At 64.9% G+C, this 14,811-nt stretch carries 18 protein-coding genes; 10 read left to right on the plus strand and 8 right to left on the minus strand.

Features of this window, described 5'->3' with window-relative positions; all coding sequences use genetic code 11:
• Positions 1-129 precede the first annotated feature (129 nt).
• The gene (locus tag B1756_RS13210; RefSeq protein ID WP_323368196.1) at positions 130-528 is read left to right on the plus strand and encodes a hypothetical protein; all 399 of its coding nucleotides are present in this window, start codon (positions 130-132) and stop codon (positions 526-528) included.
• A 384-nt stretch (positions 529-912) separates the two neighbouring features.
• On the opposite strand, the gene B1756_RS13215 is transcribed toward B1756_RS13210, so the two are convergent.
• A complete protein-coding gene (locus B1756_RS13215) occupies positions 913-1,875 on the minus strand; it encodes a transcription initiation factor IIB (RefSeq protein ID WP_086888966.1) in 963 nt (320 codons plus the stop codon).
• A 162-nt stretch (positions 1,876-2,037) separates the two neighbouring features.
• Between B1756_RS13215 and rnhA the strand changes: the two genes are divergently transcribed.
• Positions 2,038-2,631, plus strand: coding sequence for a ribonuclease HI (rnhA, locus tag B1756_RS13220; RefSeq protein ID WP_086888967.1), 594 nt, complete (start codon positions 2,038-2,040; stop codon positions 2,629-2,631).
• Between the two features lie 126 nt (positions 2,632-2,757).
• On the plus strand, positions 2,758-3,480 hold the full coding sequence (locus B1756_RS13225) for a DUF7108 family protein (protein ID WP_228434368.1): 723 nt from the start codon (positions 2,758-2,760) through the stop codon (positions 3,478-3,480).
• 9 nt (positions 3,481-3,489) lie between these two features.
• On the opposite strand, the gene B1756_RS13230 is transcribed toward B1756_RS13225, so the two are convergent.
• A complete protein-coding gene (locus B1756_RS13230; protein WP_086888968.1) occupies positions 3,490-3,849 on the minus strand; it encodes a PadR family transcriptional regulator in 360 nt (119 codons plus the stop codon).
• Between the two features lie 199 nt (positions 3,850-4,048).
• Here B1756_RS13230 and B1756_RS13235 point away from each other — a divergent pair, with 199 nt between their 5' ends.
• The 7 genes from B1756_RS13235 to bluB all read left to right on the plus strand — a co-directional run bounded on the left by B1756_RS13235 (position 4,049) and on the right by bluB (position 8,848).
• A complete protein-coding gene (locus tag B1756_RS13235) occupies positions 4,049-4,582 on the plus strand; it encodes an inorganic diphosphatase (RefSeq protein WP_086888969.1) in 534 nt (177 codons plus the stop codon).
• Between the two features lie 112 nt (positions 4,583-4,694).
• Positions 4,695-4,829 (plus strand): hypothetical protein, encoded by a 135-nt coding sequence (locus B1756_RS20065; RefSeq protein WP_267128191.1) that lies wholly within the window; start codon positions 4,695-4,697, stop codon positions 4,827-4,829.
• A 121-nt stretch (positions 4,830-4,950) separates the two neighbouring features.
• Entirely contained in the window at positions 4,951-6,294 is a 1,344-nt protein-coding gene (locus tag B1756_RS13240) for an alkaline phosphatase family protein (protein WP_086888970.1), read from the plus strand.
• Between the two features lie 69 nt (positions 6,295-6,363).
• The gene (locus tag B1756_RS13245) at positions 6,364-6,789 is read left to right on the plus strand and encodes a DUF371 domain-containing protein (protein ID WP_086888971.1); all 426 of its coding nucleotides are present in this window, start codon (positions 6,364-6,366) and stop codon (positions 6,787-6,789) included.
• 51 nt (positions 6,790-6,840) lie between these two features.
• Positions 6,841-7,026 carry a hypothetical protein gene (locus tag B1756_RS13250; protein WP_086888972.1) on the plus strand — a complete coding sequence of 62 codons (186 nt, stop codon included), beginning with the start codon at positions 6,841-6,843 and terminating at the stop codon, positions 7,024-7,026.
• A gap of 226 nt (positions 7,027-7,252) precedes the next feature.
• Entirely contained in the window at positions 7,253-8,074 is an 822-nt protein-coding gene (locus B1756_RS13255) for an endonuclease III domain-containing protein (protein ID WP_086888973.1), read from the plus strand.
• Between the two features lie 108 nt (positions 8,075-8,182).
• A complete protein-coding gene (gene bluB / locus B1756_RS13260) occupies positions 8,183-8,848 on the plus strand; it encodes a 5,6-dimethylbenzimidazole synthase (protein ID WP_086888974.1) in 666 nt (221 codons plus the stop codon).
• Positions 8,849-8,862: 14 nt separating this feature from the next.
• Here bluB and B1756_RS13265 read toward each other — a convergent pair whose 3' ends face one another.
• From B1756_RS13265 to B1756_RS13290, 6 genes are all read right to left on the minus strand, one after another.
• Entirely contained in the window at positions 8,863-9,951 is a 1,089-nt protein-coding gene (locus tag B1756_RS13265) for a glutamate--cysteine ligase (protein WP_086888975.1), read from the minus strand.
• Positions 9,952-10,009: 58 nt separating this feature from the next.
• The gene (locus B1756_RS13270) at positions 10,010-10,846 is read right to left on the minus strand and encodes a 2,3,4,5-tetrahydropyridine-2,6-dicarboxylate N-succinyltransferase (RefSeq protein WP_086888976.1); all 837 of its coding nucleotides are present in this window, start codon (positions 10,844-10,846) and stop codon (positions 10,010-10,012) included.
• Positions 10,843-11,610, minus strand: a complete 768-nt coding sequence (dapB, locus tag B1756_RS13275) for a 4-hydroxy-tetrahydrodipicolinate reductase (RefSeq protein WP_086888977.1) — start codon at positions 11,608-11,610, stop codon at positions 10,843-10,845. The genes B1756_RS13270 and dapB overlap by 4 nt, the downstream gene beginning before the upstream one ends.
• Positions 11,607-12,527: a 4-hydroxy-tetrahydrodipicolinate synthase gene (dapA, locus tag B1756_RS13280; protein ID WP_086890189.1), complete on the minus strand. Its 921-nt coding sequence runs from the start codon at positions 12,525-12,527 to the stop codon at positions 11,607-11,609. Before dapA ends, dapB begins: the two co-directional genes overlap by 4 nt.
• A gap of 459 nt (positions 12,528-12,986) precedes the next feature.
• Entirely contained in the window at positions 12,987-14,231 is a 1,245-nt protein-coding gene (locus B1756_RS13285; protein ID WP_086888978.1) for an MBL fold metallo-hydrolase, read from the minus strand.
• Between the two features lie 84 nt (positions 14,232-14,315).
• On the minus strand, positions 14,316-14,762 hold the full coding sequence (locus tag B1756_RS13290; RefSeq protein ID WP_086888979.1) for an SHOCT domain-containing protein: 447 nt from the start codon (positions 14,760-14,762) through the stop codon (positions 14,316-14,318).
• Positions 14,763-14,811: the final 49 nt, after the last annotated feature.

Below are 14,811 nucleotides of genomic sequence, written 5' to 3' on the forward strand. Positions count from 1 at the left end.
CCTGAACGCTCTCGTGACGATCGACGGTGCCTATTCCGTCGGATAGAGGGGGACAGATAAGCCGGGACTGTGGAATCGTTTCGGTTGATATGTCCCGCATTCTCTTGACTCCCGGCGTGTCCCACCTGCATGGCGATGGACGACAAGATCACACGCAGACGGATGATCGCAACGAGTGGCGTCGTCGGCGCGGTCGCGCTGGCTGGCTGCCCTGACGATCCGGAAGAAGACGACGACGTCGAGGAGGACCCGGCCGAGCCTGACGACGACCCGGCTGAACCCGACGACGATCCGATGGATGACGACGTTGACGACGACGTCGACGACGACGTTGACGACGACGTCGACGACGACGACGAGGAAGAGGACGACGTTGACGACGACGTCGATGATGACGAAGAAGACGACGATCCGATGGACGATGACGAAGATGACGACGTCGATGACGACGAAGACGACGATCCGATGGATGACGACGAAGACGATGACGAAGACGATGACGAAGACGACGAAGACGACGAGGTGTAGGCACCGACCGGATCGTCAGTCACCTCGTTTCGCCCACTGACCGCACTCGAGGCGTCGCTCGTGCGAGGATGGGGACGGGCTTCGGTGGGATGAGCCACGCGTACTCGAAGGCTATCGAGTCACGTGGTCCTCGAGTCACTGTTTTGGTCGGGTATCCTCGCCCGACGTTTTCGTCGACGAGCCGTCGGTGTGCCCTGCTCCACCCCCTCGGATCACTTGCGCGACTCGTTTTCGGACCGTCGGTGATGGCTCACTGATGGGGCAGTGATAGGTCGGTGAACACGTCGGCTGGCGAACGGCCTCGAGAACCCGCCGTCGCCCGCGAGGCTGATCCGCCGGTAATCGCGGTCGACGCCGGTCCGAAAAAGTCGCGGTCGAACGGCGCTAGCCGTGGATGCCCATCGCTTCGATCTGTTCCTGGTACCGGTTCCGAATCGTGACCTCGGTCACCTGTGCGACGTCAGCGACCTCTCGCTGGGTTTTCTTCTCGTTGCACAGCAGCGACGCGGCGTAGATCGCGGCCGCGGCGTATCCGGTCGGCGACTTGCCCGAGAGCAGTCCTTCCTCGGCCGTCTTCTCGATGATCTCGTTGGCCTTGGTCTGGACCTCCTCGGAAAGTTCGAGTTCAGAACAGAAGCGCGGGACGTATTTCTTCGGGTCGACGGGGCGCATCTCGAGGCCGAGTTCCTGTGAGATGTACCGATACGTGCGACCGATTTCTTTGCGTTCGACGCGTGAGACTTCCGAAATTTCTTCGAGGCTGCGCGGGATACCCTCCTTTCGACAGGCGGCATACAGCGCAGACGTGGCGACGCCTTCGATCGACCGGCCACGGATGAGGTCCTCTTTGAGTGCACGTCGGTAGATGACCGACGCGACCTCCCGAACCGACCGCGGGACCCCCAGCGCCGACGCCATCCGGTCGATCTCGGAGAGGGCGAACTGCAGGTTCCGTTCGCCGGCGTCTTTCGTCCGGATGCGCTCTTGCCACTTGCGCAGGCGATGCATCTGGCTGCGCTTCTTCGAGGAGATCGATCGACCGTAGGCGTCTTTGTCCTTCCAGTCGATCGTGGTCGTCAGCCCCTTGTCGTGCATCGTCTGGGTCGTCGGTGCACCAACCCGGGACTTCTCCTGGCGTTCCTGGTGGTTGAACGCCCGCCACTCCGGACCGGGGTCGATCTTCTCTTCCTCCACGACGAGCCCACAGTCTTCGCAGATGAGCTCACCCCGGTCGGAGTCCTTGACGAGATTCTCCGATTCACACTCGGGACAGGCACGTACCCCTTCCTGATCCTCGGACTCGTCCATCTCACGCGCTCGCTCCCGCTGACGGGTGGACCGTGTCATCGCACTTTTATAGTAGTATCACCATCGTACATAAACCCTTTGGAACAGTTTTCGACGATTACCTGTTATTCGCCGAAATCGAGTGCTGTGGGCGCTCAGGTGCGAGGTTTACGATGAGAAACCGGAAAGACTTTATCCGGAACTGGCGGATCTGCGCACCGAATGCCGGTCATCGAGTGTGACGTCGACGACGCTCGCAAACGCCTCGAGGACGCCGGTGTGACGGTCGACTCCGGACACACCGACCACGAACGCTGGCGAGCGTCCCACGGCGACGCGACGGCGGTGGCGTACGACGACAAGGTCGTCATCCAGGGGCAAAATCCCCGCGATCTCGAGGCACTGCTCCGCGAGGGCGGCGGCCGCGCCCACGTCTACTTCGACGGCGCGGCCCGCGGTAATCCCGGTCCTGCGGCGATCGGCTGGGTGATCGTCACGGGCAACGGCATCGTCGCCGAGGGGAGCGAACGGATCGGCCGCGCGACGAACAATCAGGCCGAGTACGAGGCGCTGATCGCCGCCCTCGAGGCCGCTCGCGACTACGGCTACGACGAACTCCACGTCCGTGGGGACTCCGAACTGATCGTCAAGCAGGTCCACGGCGAGTACAACACGAACAATCCGACGCTGCGAGAGAAACGGGTGACCGTCCACGAACTTCTGCGGGCGTTCGACGAGTGGACGCTCGAGCACGTTCCACGCGACGTCAACGAGCACGCCGACGAACTGGCCAACAAAGCGCTCGATCGCTCCTGAGCGGCCCCCACGACGGTCTGAGGGTTCGACACGGCGGCTGCTCAGACCGTCGATTCCGTTTCTGATCGGACACCACCTGCGGACCGACAGCCCGAAATCCGTTCGGTGACGACGCTTACATAGCAAATGACCGACCGGGAGCACCCTGCGGATCGACCGACACCGAACCGATCGGCGGGCGAGTCCGATTCTGACTCCAGCCTCGAGGGAGTGGATACGGGAGGCGAAGCGACTTCCGAGGGGACGGGGACCGACGAGGAAACGAGCGCGGGCCGGACGGATGCGGGAGCCGAGACGCTTCCCGCCGACGTCGTCGACGACGTCGAGCGACTGACGCGCCTCGAGCGGTCGACCCGCGACGACCACGAGGCTGCCCAGTACGCCGAGCGCGTCGACGACCTGCTATCGGCGCACGGATTCACGGCCCGTATTCGCGAGGACGACGGTGGCGACGTCCTCGTCTGTCACCCCGACTCGTGGCTCGCCGATGGCGTCGTCCACCCGGGTCGGATCGACGACGTCTCTCGAGCGGTCGAGATTCCGCTCGAGGGAACCGAGGATCCGGACGACTGGACGACCGTCGACACACACAACCGGGACCTCGCGAGCGCGGTTCGGGAAGCCCACGGCGACGTTCACGGTGCCAACGCAGCGGCGCTCGCGGATTTCGTCTCGAATCATTACGCGAAGGAGATCGAGTCGCTTTCGGGGCCGGAACTTCGCGAGTTCCGGGAGGAATACTTCGTCAGAAACGCGTGGCCGTCTGACCGCCAGCGATCCGCGATCGACGAGTCGATTCGACTCGTTTTCGAGGTGGCAGACGTGCCTGTGCCCGAGTACGACCGCTAGTGCAGTCGTTCAGTAACTCTCGTCGACGATCTCTCGGATCTCGTCGGCGCGGTCGTCGCCGGTAACGACCTTCGAGAGGGTCCAGCGGACGCCGTCGAGAACGGCCTCGTAGCCGTCGTCGGTCAGGGCGTACTGGTTGGTCCGCTTGTCGAGTTCGCTCTTTTCGACCAGACCGAGGTCGACGAGCTCGTCGAGGTTCGGGTAGAGACGACCGTGGTTTACTTCGGTCCCGTAGTACTCCTCGAGTTCGCGTTTGATCGCCAGCCCGTACATGGGCTCTTTCGCGAGGATCGTGAGGATGTTTGTCTGGAACGCGGTGAGTTCACGCGCAATGCTCTGTTCGCCGGTAATTGATTGTGCCTCTGACATGCGTTTGTAAATGTCACCAGACTATTTAAGACTTGCCAACTATTCGATCTGATGCCGATTAGATGCCGTCTAACCGACTGCGGCGGTGCCGGACGAGCCGCATTGTGGGGGTTCGTCTGTCGGCTGTCTGGCAGCCGTCAATTGACTGTTGAGAAGTGATTACGAAAGTACTTTTTGATCCACTGTGGATTTTCGGAGTATGGTTAACCTCTGGGAAGACCTGGAAACCGGACCGAACGCACCCGAAGAAATCTACGCGGTCGTCGAGTGTCTCAAGGGGGAGCGAAACAAGTACGAGTACGACAAGGATATCCCGGGCGTCGTCCTTGACCGCGTCCTCCACTCGAACGTTCACTACCCGTCTGACTACGGCTTCATCCCGCAGTCCTACTACGACGACGAGGACCCCTTCGACGTGCTCGTCCTCGTCGAAGACCAGACGTTCCCCGGCTGTGTCATCGAAGCCCGCCCCGTCGCGCTCATGAAGATGGACGACGACGGCGAACAGGACGACAAGGTCATCGCCGTCCCAAGCGAGGACCCCCGGTTCGACCACATCGAGGACCTCGAGGACATCACCCAGCAGACCCGTGACGAGATCGACGAGTTCTTCGCGACCTACAAGAACCTGGAGGAAGGCAAAGAGGTCGAGACGCTGGGCTGGGAGGACAGGCAGGCCGCCTACGACGCGATCGAGCACGCACAGGACCTCTACGAGGAACACTTCGGCTAGATTTCCGACGCACCGTTTTCCCGCTGATACGCACCGGTTATCCGACGGTGGCGATCGATGCATTATGAGCATGGGTAATTTTATTGGTGTGTCAGTCGTAGCCGTACTCGTTATGGCAGCGACTGATTCGTCACCCCACGAGGCGGCCCAGGCCGACGACCTCCCCGAGTCCGGGGTCGGTATGGATCACCCGACGGCCGTCCCGACGAACTTCGATCCGACGGCGAACGGCTGCCGGCGCGATTGACCGCTCGAGGTCACGGCGTGCTGTCCGCTGGTCCCGGATTCGACCTGCAGACTCTCGGCAAACGTTCTCAGGACACTGTCTCGAAACGAACCTTCTTGTATCCGGTCGGTCTACGACCGCTATGGGTCTGTTCGATCGATTGCGGGGTGACGGCGACCCCCGGGTTGCATTTATCGGAGTCGACGGTGTGCCGTTCAGTCTCCTCTCGGAGCACGAAGCGCAGTTCCCGAACTTCGCAGCGATCGCCGAGGAGGGAAGCGCCGGCGAAATCTCGAGTATCGTGCCGCCGGAATCGAGCGCGTGCTGGCCCGCTCTCACTACGGGGTCGAACCCCGGTGAAACCGGCGTCTACGGTTTTCAGGACCGCGAAGTCGGGACCTACGACACCTACGTCCCGATGGGTAACGAGGTCCAGGCCGACCGCATCTGGGACCGCGTCCAGGAGGCCGGCCGCCGGGCTACCGTGATGAACGTTCCCGTCACCTTTCCGCCCCAGCGGAACGTCCAGCGGATGGTCTCGGGCTTTCTCTCTCCCGGCCTCGAGAAGGCGGCCTATCCCGACGACCTCCGGGAGTACCTCGAGGGCCTCGACTACCGGATCGACGTCAACCCGAAGCTGGGTCACGAGGAGGACAAAGCCGACTTCATCGAGGACGCTCACGCGACGCTGGACGCCCGGTTCGAGGCCTTCGAACACTACATCGCGGAAGACGACTGGGATCTGTTCTTCGGCGTCTTCATGACGACCGACCGGGTCAACCACTTCCTCTTCGAGGACTACGAGCGCGACGGCGAGTACAAAGCGGAGTTCCTCGAGTTCTACCAGAAGGTCGACGACTACATCGGCCGTCTGCGCGAGGCTATGGCCGACGACGTCACCATGGTCGTCGCCTCCGACCACGGCTTTACGAGCCTCGACTACGAGGTCCACTTCAACGAGTGGCTCCGCGAGGAAGGCTGGCTCTCCTTTTCGACCGACGACCCCTCGGAACTCGGCGACATCAGCGACGACACCACGGCCTACTCGTTCATCCCCGGTCGGTTCTACCTCAACCTCGAGGGACGCGAACCCCGTGGGTCGGTCCCCGAGGAGGAGTACGACGACGTTCGCGACGAACTCGCCGACGCCCTCCTCGACCTCGAGGGCCCGGACGGCAGGCAGGTAGTCGACCGCGTCGTGCCCAAGGAGGAGGCGTTCCGCGGTGACCACGACGACATCGCGCCGGACCTCGTGGCGATCCCTGCGAAGGGCTTTGACCTCAAGTCCGGGTTCAAAGCCGACTCAGACGTCTTCACGAGCGGTCCGCGAAACGGCATGCACAGCTTCGACGACACGTCCCTGTACGTCGACCGCCCGGACGTTACGATCGACGACGCCGACCTCTTCGACATCGCCCCGACGATCCTCGACCTGATGGACCTCGAGTACAGTCGCAGTGAGTTCGACGGCGCGAGTCTGGTCTAGATCGGCACTCGTCCACCGCCCGGACGTCGAATCCGCGGTCGTTTTCCGACCGGGCGCGAACCTGCGTCCATGAAGGAGATTATCCACGCCCGCGGCCACGAGCACGTCAGCGCCGAGCACGCGAGCACGTTCGAGGTGACGACCGACGACTACCTCACGCCCGCCGGCGACTGCATCCTCGCGATCGAGGCCGATCGAGCGCCCGCGGACTTCGATCCCGAGTTCGTCGACGCCTGCCGAGACGCCGACGCCACGATCACGGTCACCGTCGAGGCCGACGGCTACTCGGATTCGGTCACGGGCCGGGGCGACCCCGACCTCGAGTTCACGAACGACCGCAGCGCCGTCGGGCGGACGAGCGAGTACGTCGACGACCGCACGATCGTGCTCGAGGCCGACCACGCCGCCGAAGGGTTCGATCGCGACCTCGTCGACGCGCTGGCCGACGGTGCCGGGGCGACGATCACGCTCGAGGTGACAGAAACCGACGCGTGAGTGACAGGAGCGGCCGAAACCATGATGTTCTGAAATTTGAAATCCAGTAGTATGTCCCAACGGGTGAGGTGCCCTCACTGTTCGGAACGGGTGTACATCGATATCGAACGCAAGGTCCTTCGGACGCGAAAGAAGATCGGCTCGCTGACGGACGGCTACGACCGATCTGCGGTCTGTCCTGACTGTAACGAGAAGTTCGCCTGCAAGATCGACGATCCGATCGGCGGTAGCTGGTAGGACCGACTCGACTGTGGGGAGTGGAGTCGACGGAACGTGGATTCGAACTCGACTTCGGTGACGATCGACACTCACGGACTCGGATTTCGACACCAGCGAGTCGTCCGGCTGTCGACGTCTCGAGTCGCCAGTCGAGTTCCCGGTCTGATCGACGGCCTCGGGCCGTCCCGAGTGGCGATGGCGTTACGGGGAAAGAGTCAATCCGTTCGCCACCCGGAACTGGAATATGAGCGACGATCCGGAGCCGACGGTCAACATCAGCGGCGGTACCGACGGCGGCGGCGTCGTGGCCACCTTCGATCCGGCGACCGCCGACAGCCGGGCCGAGCGCGTGGTCGATCGCCTCGGTGGACTGTACTGGCAGAAGACATACGGCGGGCAGGACGCCTTCACCTGTCTTGTCCGAACGATCCTGAGCCAGAACACGAGCGACGTCGCCAGCCAGCCCGCCCACGACGCGCTGCTCGAGCGCTACGAACCGTCGGCCGAGAGCGACGCGGACCTCGCAACTGCGCTCGCCGACGCCGAGCAATCGGTTCTCGCGGGGACGATCAGCGCCGCGGGTCTGTACAACCAGAAGTCACGGGTCCTGATCGCGACCGCCGAGTGGGTACTCGAGTCATTCGGCACCGCAGCGGCCTTCGACGCGTTCGTCAAAGACGAGGACCCCGAGACCGTCCGGGAGACGCTGCTCGAGGTCACCGGCGTCGGTCCCAAGACGGCCGACTGCGTGTTGCTGTTCGCTGGCGGCCGTGGCGGCGTCTTTCCCGTCGACACCCACGTCCACCGGATTTACAGGCGGCTGGGCGTCGCGCCGCCGGACGCCGATCACGAGGAAGTTCGGGCCATCCTCGAGCGCGAGGTCCCCGCAGCGAAGTGCGGATTCGGCCACACGGCGACGATCCAGTTCGGCCGCGAGTACTGCTCTGCGAGAACCCCGGCATGCCTCGAGGATCCCGACGCCTGCCCGATGGGCGACCGCTGTGACCAGGTCGGCGTCTTTCCCGACTCGAGTGAGGTCGTCGATCCGGCCGACGCCCCAGATTGAGCCAGTGGCTTCGTCGATGCGAACATCCGTCCGATCGTGACGACCACGACTCGAGACGCGACGGACGTTTCACTGTCTTTATCAAAAATCAGTTTAGCTACTGCAACGATGGCTGCATTCACGGACGCCGACCGGGACGCCGTCTACCGAACCATCTTCACCCGCCGGGACATCCGGCGCTTTCGCGACGACCCGATCCCCGAAGACGCTCTCGAGCGGATTCTCGAGGCGGCACACCACGCCCCGAGCGTGGGCTTCTCCCAGCCGTGGGATCTGCTGGTCGTCCGACGCGAGGAGACGAAAGCTGCCGTCGCAGAGGTCGCAGACCGGGCCATCGCGGCCGCCCGCGAGGCCTACGACGACCCCGACCGGGCTGCCTTCGACGACCTTAAACTCGAGGGTATCCGCGAGTCGCCGGTGAACGTCTGCGTGACCTGCGATCCGACGCGTGGCGCGCCCCACGTGCTCGGCCGAAGTTCGATGCGCCGGACGGACGTCTACTCGACCTGTCTCGCGGTCCAGAACCTCTGGCTCGCCGCCCGCGCCGAGGGCATCGGCGTTGGCTGGGTGAGTTTTCTGTATCCCTACGAACTGCAGGAACTGCTCGAGATTCCGCCCCACGTGAAACCGATCGCGTACCTCTGTCTGGGCTACCCCGAGGATGGGTTTCCCGCCGAGCCGGTGCTCCAGCAGGAGGGGTGGCGCGAGCGACTCGACCTCGAGGCGCTGGTCCACGAGGAACGGTGGGACGGCGAAACGACGCCGGCCGAGTAACGACTCACAGCAGGTCAGTCGGCCTGTAGAAACAGCGACTCACAGAGGGCGTCTTCGCCTTCTTCCTCGAGCAGTCGACGCTGTCGCTCGGCCCCGCTCTCACGCTCGTAGACCTCGCGGATCCCGTCGATTCCCAGCCGGTCACACTCGCGTGCGACGACGTCGCCGAGGTCGACGGTGCCCTCGAGGTCGCGGGCGATGAAGGAGGCGTCGTGGCCGTGGCGAATGGCCCGCCACTTGTTCTCGTCGAGCAGTTCCCGGCGCTGCTCGTCGGCGTGGCCGGTCGCGCCGTCGTCGTACTCCGCTGCGAGCCACTCGACGAGCGCGTGAGTGTACTCGACGAACGCGAAGACGACGTCGGGGTCGGCCTGTCCGTCTGGCGCGCGGATCTCGACGGTCCCGTGGGCGGTGTGCGGACGGACGTCGAACCAGAGTTCGCCCCGGTCGTCGATCGACCCGGTCTCGACCATCGTCCGTTCGAACCGATCGAAAGCCTCGAAGTCCTCGAAGTACGTCGGGATGCCGGTGTTTGGCAGTCCCTCGAAGAGCTTCGCGCGGGCAGACTCGAGGCCGGTGTCGAAGCCGTTCCAGAACGGCGAGTTCGCCGAGAGTGCGAGCATCACCGGCATGTACCAGCGCAACTCGTTTGCGATCCAGACGGCCTTGTCGGCGTCGTCGACGCCGACGTGGACGTGGACTCCGGCGGTCGTGTTCCGGTGCTGGGGGTACTGTATGCGGTCGAGTTGTGACTGGTACCGCGGTTTCTCGGCGTGCTCGAGTTCGCGCCACTTCGCGAGCGGGTGCAGACCCGCCGCCGCGATGCGATAGCCGTGGGCTTCCGCGTGGTCGATCAGCGCCTGGCGAACTGCACACATCGAGTCGCGGGCCTCGTCGAGGGCTTCGATCAGCGGCGTCTGGGTCTCGATCACGAATTTGAACAGTTCGTGATCGAGTCGCCCCTCGAGGAGTTCCGGCGGGTCGTGTTCGTAGACGAGTTCGTCCGTGCCGCTGGTCGGACGGCCGGCCTCGTCGACGACGAAGAATTCCTCTTCGATCCCCAGCGTGCCCATGCGCGTAAACGAATCCCGGGACCCGCGTTCCATCGTGGAGTGCTTTCGTCGCCGGCCCTATATACGGTTTGGAGTCGGAGAAGTGGCCGCCTTATTCGCGAAGCGCGTCCTCGCGCTCGGTCGCCTCGAGCGTCTCGGTCTCGAGATCCGTGGCGACGACGGCGGGCTTGTATGCGCCGCCCTCGAAGAGGTCGTGGTCGCTGACCGACGACTCGACGTAGCGGATGAACGCCCGGCGCTCGGGCGGCAGTTCGCCGTAGATAATCTCTTCCTCGACGAGGTCGTAGACCGGAATACGTGGCGTCAGGAGCGTGTTCTCGCCGACGACGCTGTTCTCGCCGACGACGAAGCCGCTCGTGACGCGACAGCCGGCACCCAGCGAGACGCCGTCCTCGAGGATGACGGGTGCGTTCTCGACGGGCTCTAAGACGCCGCCGATCAGCGTGTTCGCGCCGATCTTGACGTTCTCGCCGATCTGGGCGCAGGAGCCGATCGTGTCACAGGAGTCGACGAGCGTGCCGTCGCCGACGTAGGCCCCGATGTTCACGAAACTCGGGCTCATCATGATGCAGTCTTTCCCGAGGTAGGCCCCGCGTCGGATCGCCGTCCCGTTCGGCGTGTTTCGGGTGCCGCGCGCACCGAGGTCCTCGGTCTCGCGCAGTGGCAGGACGTCGTAGTGGTCGACGCCGCCGTAGCCGAACGGCTGGTTCTCCCGGAGGCCGAAGTTGAGCAGAATGCCCTGCTTGACCCACTCGTTGGCTTCCCACTCGCCGTCGCGCTTCTCGGCGGCCCGAACCTCGCCCGCCTCGAGCGCTTCGAGGAAGGCCTCGAGCGTGTCTATGGCGTCCGATCCGGCCGACTGGGCGTCGATTTCGCCGGCCTGCTTGCGGTCCCACAGCTCGGTTACGTCTGACTGGAGCGTACTCATGCGTCGATCACGTCCGCGAAGTCGTACCAGCCTGCCTTTGCTCCTGCGATCCAGACCGCCGCGTCGACCGCGCCCGCGGCGAAGACGCCGCGATCCTCGGCGCGGTGGGTGAGCCGAACCTCCTCGTGGTTGCCGGCGATGAGGATCTCGTGTTCGCCCGTGACGTCGCCGGCGCGCAGGACGTGGATGCCGATCTCGTCCTCCTCGCGCGGGTCGAAGCCCTCGCGGCCGTGCTTGCGTCCGGAAAACTCGCCGTGGGCTTCGATCTCTTCGAGCAGTCGGTTGGCGGTCCCGCTCGGGGCGTCGCGCTTTGCGTTGTGGTGGGTCTCGACGACCTCGACGTCGTAGCCCGGGAGGCTCCGGACGGCCTCGCCGACGACGTTGACCAGCGCCTGCACCCCGCGGGCGAAGTTGGGGGCGTGTAACACCGGGATTTCGTCGCTCAGCGACTCGAGGGCGTCGCGCTGGTCGTCGTCGAACCCGGTCGTCCCGGTGACGAAGGCGACGCCAGCCGCGGCACAGGCGCGGGCGTACTCGAGGGCCGACCCGGGGCCGGTGAAGTCGACCACGACGTCGGGTTCGTGGTCGGTGACGAGCGCGTCGAACTCGGCGGCTGGCTCGAGGCCGACACCCTCGACGGTCGCGCCGTCGGGGTCGCGGTTGACCGCGAATGCGGTCGTACAGTCGTCGTGATCGGCGACGGCCGCGAGTACCTCACGGCCCATCCGGCCCGTCGCGCCGGTGACGCCGATCCGTACCGTCATCGATCACCCTCCGCCGCGTCGAGGACCGGCCGTTCTTCCGCGAGGTCTTCGAGGATGCGCTCCATCTCGCCGACGTGTTCCTCGGAGAGTCGCGTCAGGGGCGAGCGCAGGCGGGCAGGACCGTAGCCGCGGATCTCCATCGCCTCCTTGACCGGGATTGGGTTGGTCTCGACGAATAGGTGGCGAAACAGCGGCCCGAGTTCGTGGTGGAGGTCTCGAGCGCGGTCGTAGTCGCCGTCGAGGGCCGCACCGACCATCGCACAGGTGCGTTCGGGTTCGACGTTCGCGGCGACGCTGATCGTCCCCGTCGCGCCGACGGAGATGGCCGGCACCGTCAGGGCGTCGTCACCGGAGAGGACCGCGAAGTCCTCGTCGACCGTTCGCTCGGCGATCTCGCCGATCTGGCCGAGGTCCCCGCTGGCGGCCTTGTAGCCCGTGATATTCTCGTGGCTGGCCAGTTCGACGGCCGTGTCCGGCTCGACGTTCTGCCCCGTCCGCGAGGGCACGTTGTAGACGATCTGTGGCAGGTCGACCGCGTCCGCGATCGTCCGGAAGTGCTCGACCAGCCCGCGCTGTTCGGGCTTGTTGTAGTACGGCGAAATCAGGAGCAGGCCGTCGGCACCGGCCGCTGCGGCGCGCTCTGAAAGCTCGAGCGCCTCGCGGGTGTTGTTCGAGCCGGTGCCGGCGATGACGGGGACGTCGTCGACGGCCTCGATGACGGCCTCGACGACGCGGACGTGTTCGTCGTGGGACAGCGTCGCCGATTCGCCGGTCGAGCCGACGGGGACGAGCCCGTCGACGCCGGCGGCCTCGAGGCGCTGGGCGTCTTCCTGCAGGGTGTCGAAGTCGATACGGTCGTCGTCGTCGAAGGGCGTGCACATCGCAGGGAACACGCCGGTGAAGTCGATTGCTGTCATTGGTCTGGTAGCGTTGGTGTCGTGTCTGTCGTGTGTATCGTCGCTGTCGTGAGCCGTGGTGTGGTGATCGGTCGATTCGACGAATCGACGATCACCAGATCTCGTCTTCGATCGTCTGTCGACGATCGGTGTGTAGTCTTCGATCGATCGTGGTGGACCGAACCGCGCCCGGGACGGGGGTGCCACTCCCGCCGCGAGCGCTCTCACGCACGTTTACGTTTCGGAAAACGGGGAGCGACGCCGCTCACGCCGGGATCGGCGGTCGAACCGACGGTCGGTCGAGCGACGTGCATCGTTACCCGAGATACGTCTCCGGGGCAACTTAGCCGTTGTGACTTCTCTCGGTCGTGTAGGCCACTGGCACGCTCGAGTCGGTCGTCCCCGACCCGTGATCGGCGTCGGCCTCCGCTTCGACTGTGGTTGGCGTCGCTCTCATCCCCGAGCGTGAGCAGCGTCGGCCTACGCCTCGAGGTCCACCCGCTCTCCGAGGGCTGGCGCACTCGCGTCGAATCCCTCGGCACGGAGTTCCTCGGCGAACGTCTCACAGCGGTCGCCGTGGACGACGAGAACCCGACTGTCCCTGTACGAATCGAGGAAGGCGAGCAGGCCCTCGCGGTCTGCGTGTGCAGAGAAGTCGTACTGTTCGACCTGCGCGCTGACGGGCATCACGCGACCGTCGATCTCTGCGCTGCCGGTCTCGAGTAAGTCCCGGCCGGGTGTGCCCTCGACCTGGTAGCCAGTCATGGCGATCTTGTTCGCCGGGTGCGAGCGAATCGCGGGCACGTAGGTCATCGCCGGCCCGCCGTGGAGCATGCCGCTCGTGGTGACGATGACGGTGTTTTGTTCGGCGATCCGCTTTCGTTGCCCATCCCGGCCGTCGACGAACCGGGCGTTGCCTTTCCCGCGGCGCAACTCGGCTGCGTCGCGCAGGAACGGCCGGTTCTGCTCCCGGAGGAACAACTCGGTGACGCGCTGGCCCATCCCGTCGACGTAGCACTCGAGGTCGTGACGGGCACAGAGACAGAGCACCTCCTGAGTGCGGCCGATGGCGAACGCGGGGACGACGACGGTGCCGCCCTCCCAGATGGTCGTCTGGAGACTCTCGACGAACGCCCGTTCGATCTCTGCGCGCGGAGGGCGTGTCGTGTCCGCGTACGTACTCTCGGTGATGACGACGTCGGCGTCCGGGCGCGCCGTGGTTCCGGCGACCAGCCGCTGGTCCTCGGTGTGGTAGTCGCCCGTATAGAGCAGTCGAGTATCATCGCCGGCTATCAGGACGTGGGCGCTTCCGGGGACGTGCCCCGCATCGTAGAAGGTAACCTCGAAGCCGGCGGCCTCGAACGGCTCGTCGTAGCCGTGGGTTCGGGATACTTGCGTCAACCGCGCGAGTTCGGTCTCGGTGAACGGACAGTCGTAGGTCCCGCCGTGCAGCTCGAGGGTGTCTCTGGCGAGCACCATCGCGAGGTCGTAGGTCGGTGGCGTCCAGTGGACTTCCGGACGGGCGTCACCCGAGAGCAGCGCGGGCACCGTCCCGACGTGGTCGAGGTGGCCGTGGCTCACGACGACGGCCTCGGGGTCGACGTCGCCGATCGGGAACGACGGCGGGTTCCCCGAGTCCATCCCGAAATCGATCAACAATCGATCGTCGATCAGGATCGCACTCCGACCGATCTCGCGAGCACCGCCCAGGAACTCGACCTCCATGTCCCGCACCTCATACTCGAGCGGTTTCCCTCCGTCGATCCTGCTGGTCTCTGTCCCGACCGCGTCGCCGCCCGTCCGTCGTGGTCACCGATCGCGGTCGCGCTCTCGCTGTCCGTCGAGATCCTCGAGCGACCGCGCGGCGGGTTCCGGGTGGGAGTGGCCGGTCGCGTCCTCGTCCCCCGAGAGCACCCGCTCGAGTTCTCGCTCGAACTCCGCATCGGTCAGTTCGCCCTCGACGTACTGTTCCTGCAACGCAGCTTTCGGGTCGCTTTCGTCTGCAGGCTGCTCACTGCCGCCCCTCTCGTTCCGGTAGCGTTCCTGCGGTGTCCCGGAACTGCCCCGCATGACGGTGTACAGACCGATTCCAGCGAGGACGAACAGGGCGAGTATCACCAGCGTCACGAGCGCCGAGATGGCCGCACCGACGAGCCAGAGGACCAGTCCGACCACTGTCACGACGATCGAGAGGGCGACGAACGCGAGTAAAAGTGCACCGAGTCCCTTGAGCGCGAGGATCCCGAGTCGGCCCATACGATACTTTCGACCACCGGGCACAAAAACATCACGCGACTGTCACTCG

Source organism: Natrarchaeobaculum aegyptiacum (assembly GCF_002156705.1).
Lineage (GTDB): Archaea > Halobacteriota > Halobacteria > Halobacteriales > Natrialbaceae > Natrarchaeobaculum > Natrarchaeobaculum aegyptiacum.

What these genes read in the sequence shown, in the direction of transcription:
- B1756_RS20065 (WP_267128191.1), top strand. Translation starts at nt 4,695, where the DNA reads ATGGCAGCGACTGATTCGTCACCCCACGAGGCGGCCCAGGCCGACGAC.
- B1756_RS13215 (WP_086888966.1), bottom strand. Translation starts at nt 1,875, where the DNA reads ATGACACGGTCCACCCGTCAGCGGGAGCGAGCGCGTGAGATGGACGAG.
- B1756_RS13270 (WP_086888976.1), bottom strand. Translation starts at nt 10,846, where the DNA reads ATGAGTACGCTCCAGTCAGACGTAACCGAGCTGTGGGACCGCAAGCAG.
- B1756_RS13255 (WP_086888973.1), top strand. Translation starts at nt 7,253, where the DNA reads ATGAGCGACGATCCGGAGCCGACGGTCAACATCAGCGGCGGTACCGAC.
- bluB (WP_086888974.1), top strand. Translation starts at nt 8,183, where the DNA reads ATGGCTGCATTCACGGACGCCGACCGGGACGCCGTCTACCGAACCATC.
- B1756_RS13245 (WP_086888971.1), top strand. Translation starts at nt 6,364, where the DNA reads ATGAAGGAGATTATCCACGCCCGCGGCCACGAGCACGTCAGCGCCGAG.
- B1756_RS13250 (WP_086888972.1), top strand. Translation starts at nt 6,841, where the DNA reads ATGTCCCAACGGGTGAGGTGCCCTCACTGTTCGGAACGGGTGTACATC.
- dapA (WP_086890189.1), bottom strand. Translation starts at nt 12,527, where the DNA reads ATGACAGCAATCGACTTCACCGGCGTGTTCCCTGCGATGTGCACGCCC.
- B1756_RS13230 (WP_086888968.1), bottom strand. Translation starts at nt 3,849, where the DNA reads ATGTCAGAGGCACAATCAATTACCGGCGAACAGAGCATTGCGCGTGAA.
- dapB (WP_086888977.1), bottom strand. Translation starts at nt 11,610, where the DNA reads ATGACGGTACGGATCGGCGTCACCGGCGCGACGGGCCGGATGGGCCGT.
- B1756_RS13240 (WP_086888970.1), top strand. Translation starts at nt 4,951, where the DNA reads ATGGGTCTGTTCGATCGATTGCGGGGTGACGGCGACCCCCGGGTTGCA.
- B1756_RS13235 (WP_086888969.1), top strand. Translation starts at nt 4,049, where the DNA reads ATGGTTAACCTCTGGGAAGACCTGGAAACCGGACCGAACGCACCCGAA.
- B1756_RS13265 (WP_086888975.1), bottom strand. Translation starts at nt 9,951, where the DNA reads ATGGAACGCGGGTCCCGGGATTCGTTTACGCGCATGGGCACGCTGGGG.
- rnhA (WP_086888967.1), top strand. Translation starts at nt 2,038, where the DNA reads ATGCCGGTCATCGAGTGTGACGTCGACGACGCTCGCAAACGCCTCGAG.
- B1756_RS13290 (WP_086888979.1), bottom strand. Translation starts at nt 14,762, where the DNA reads ATGGGCCGACTCGGGATCCTCGCGCTCAAGGGACTCGGTGCACTTTTA.
- B1756_RS13210 (WP_323368196.1), top strand. Translation starts at nt 130, where the DNA reads ATGGCGATGGACGACAAGATCACACGCAGACGGATGATCGCAACGAGT.
- B1756_RS13285 (WP_086888978.1), bottom strand. Translation starts at nt 14,231, where the DNA reads ATGGAGGTCGAGTTCCTGGGCGGTGCTCGCGAGATCGGTCGGAGTGCG.
- B1756_RS13225 (WP_228434368.1), top strand. Translation starts at nt 2,758, where the DNA reads ATGACCGACCGGGAGCACCCTGCGGATCGACCGACACCGAACCGATCG.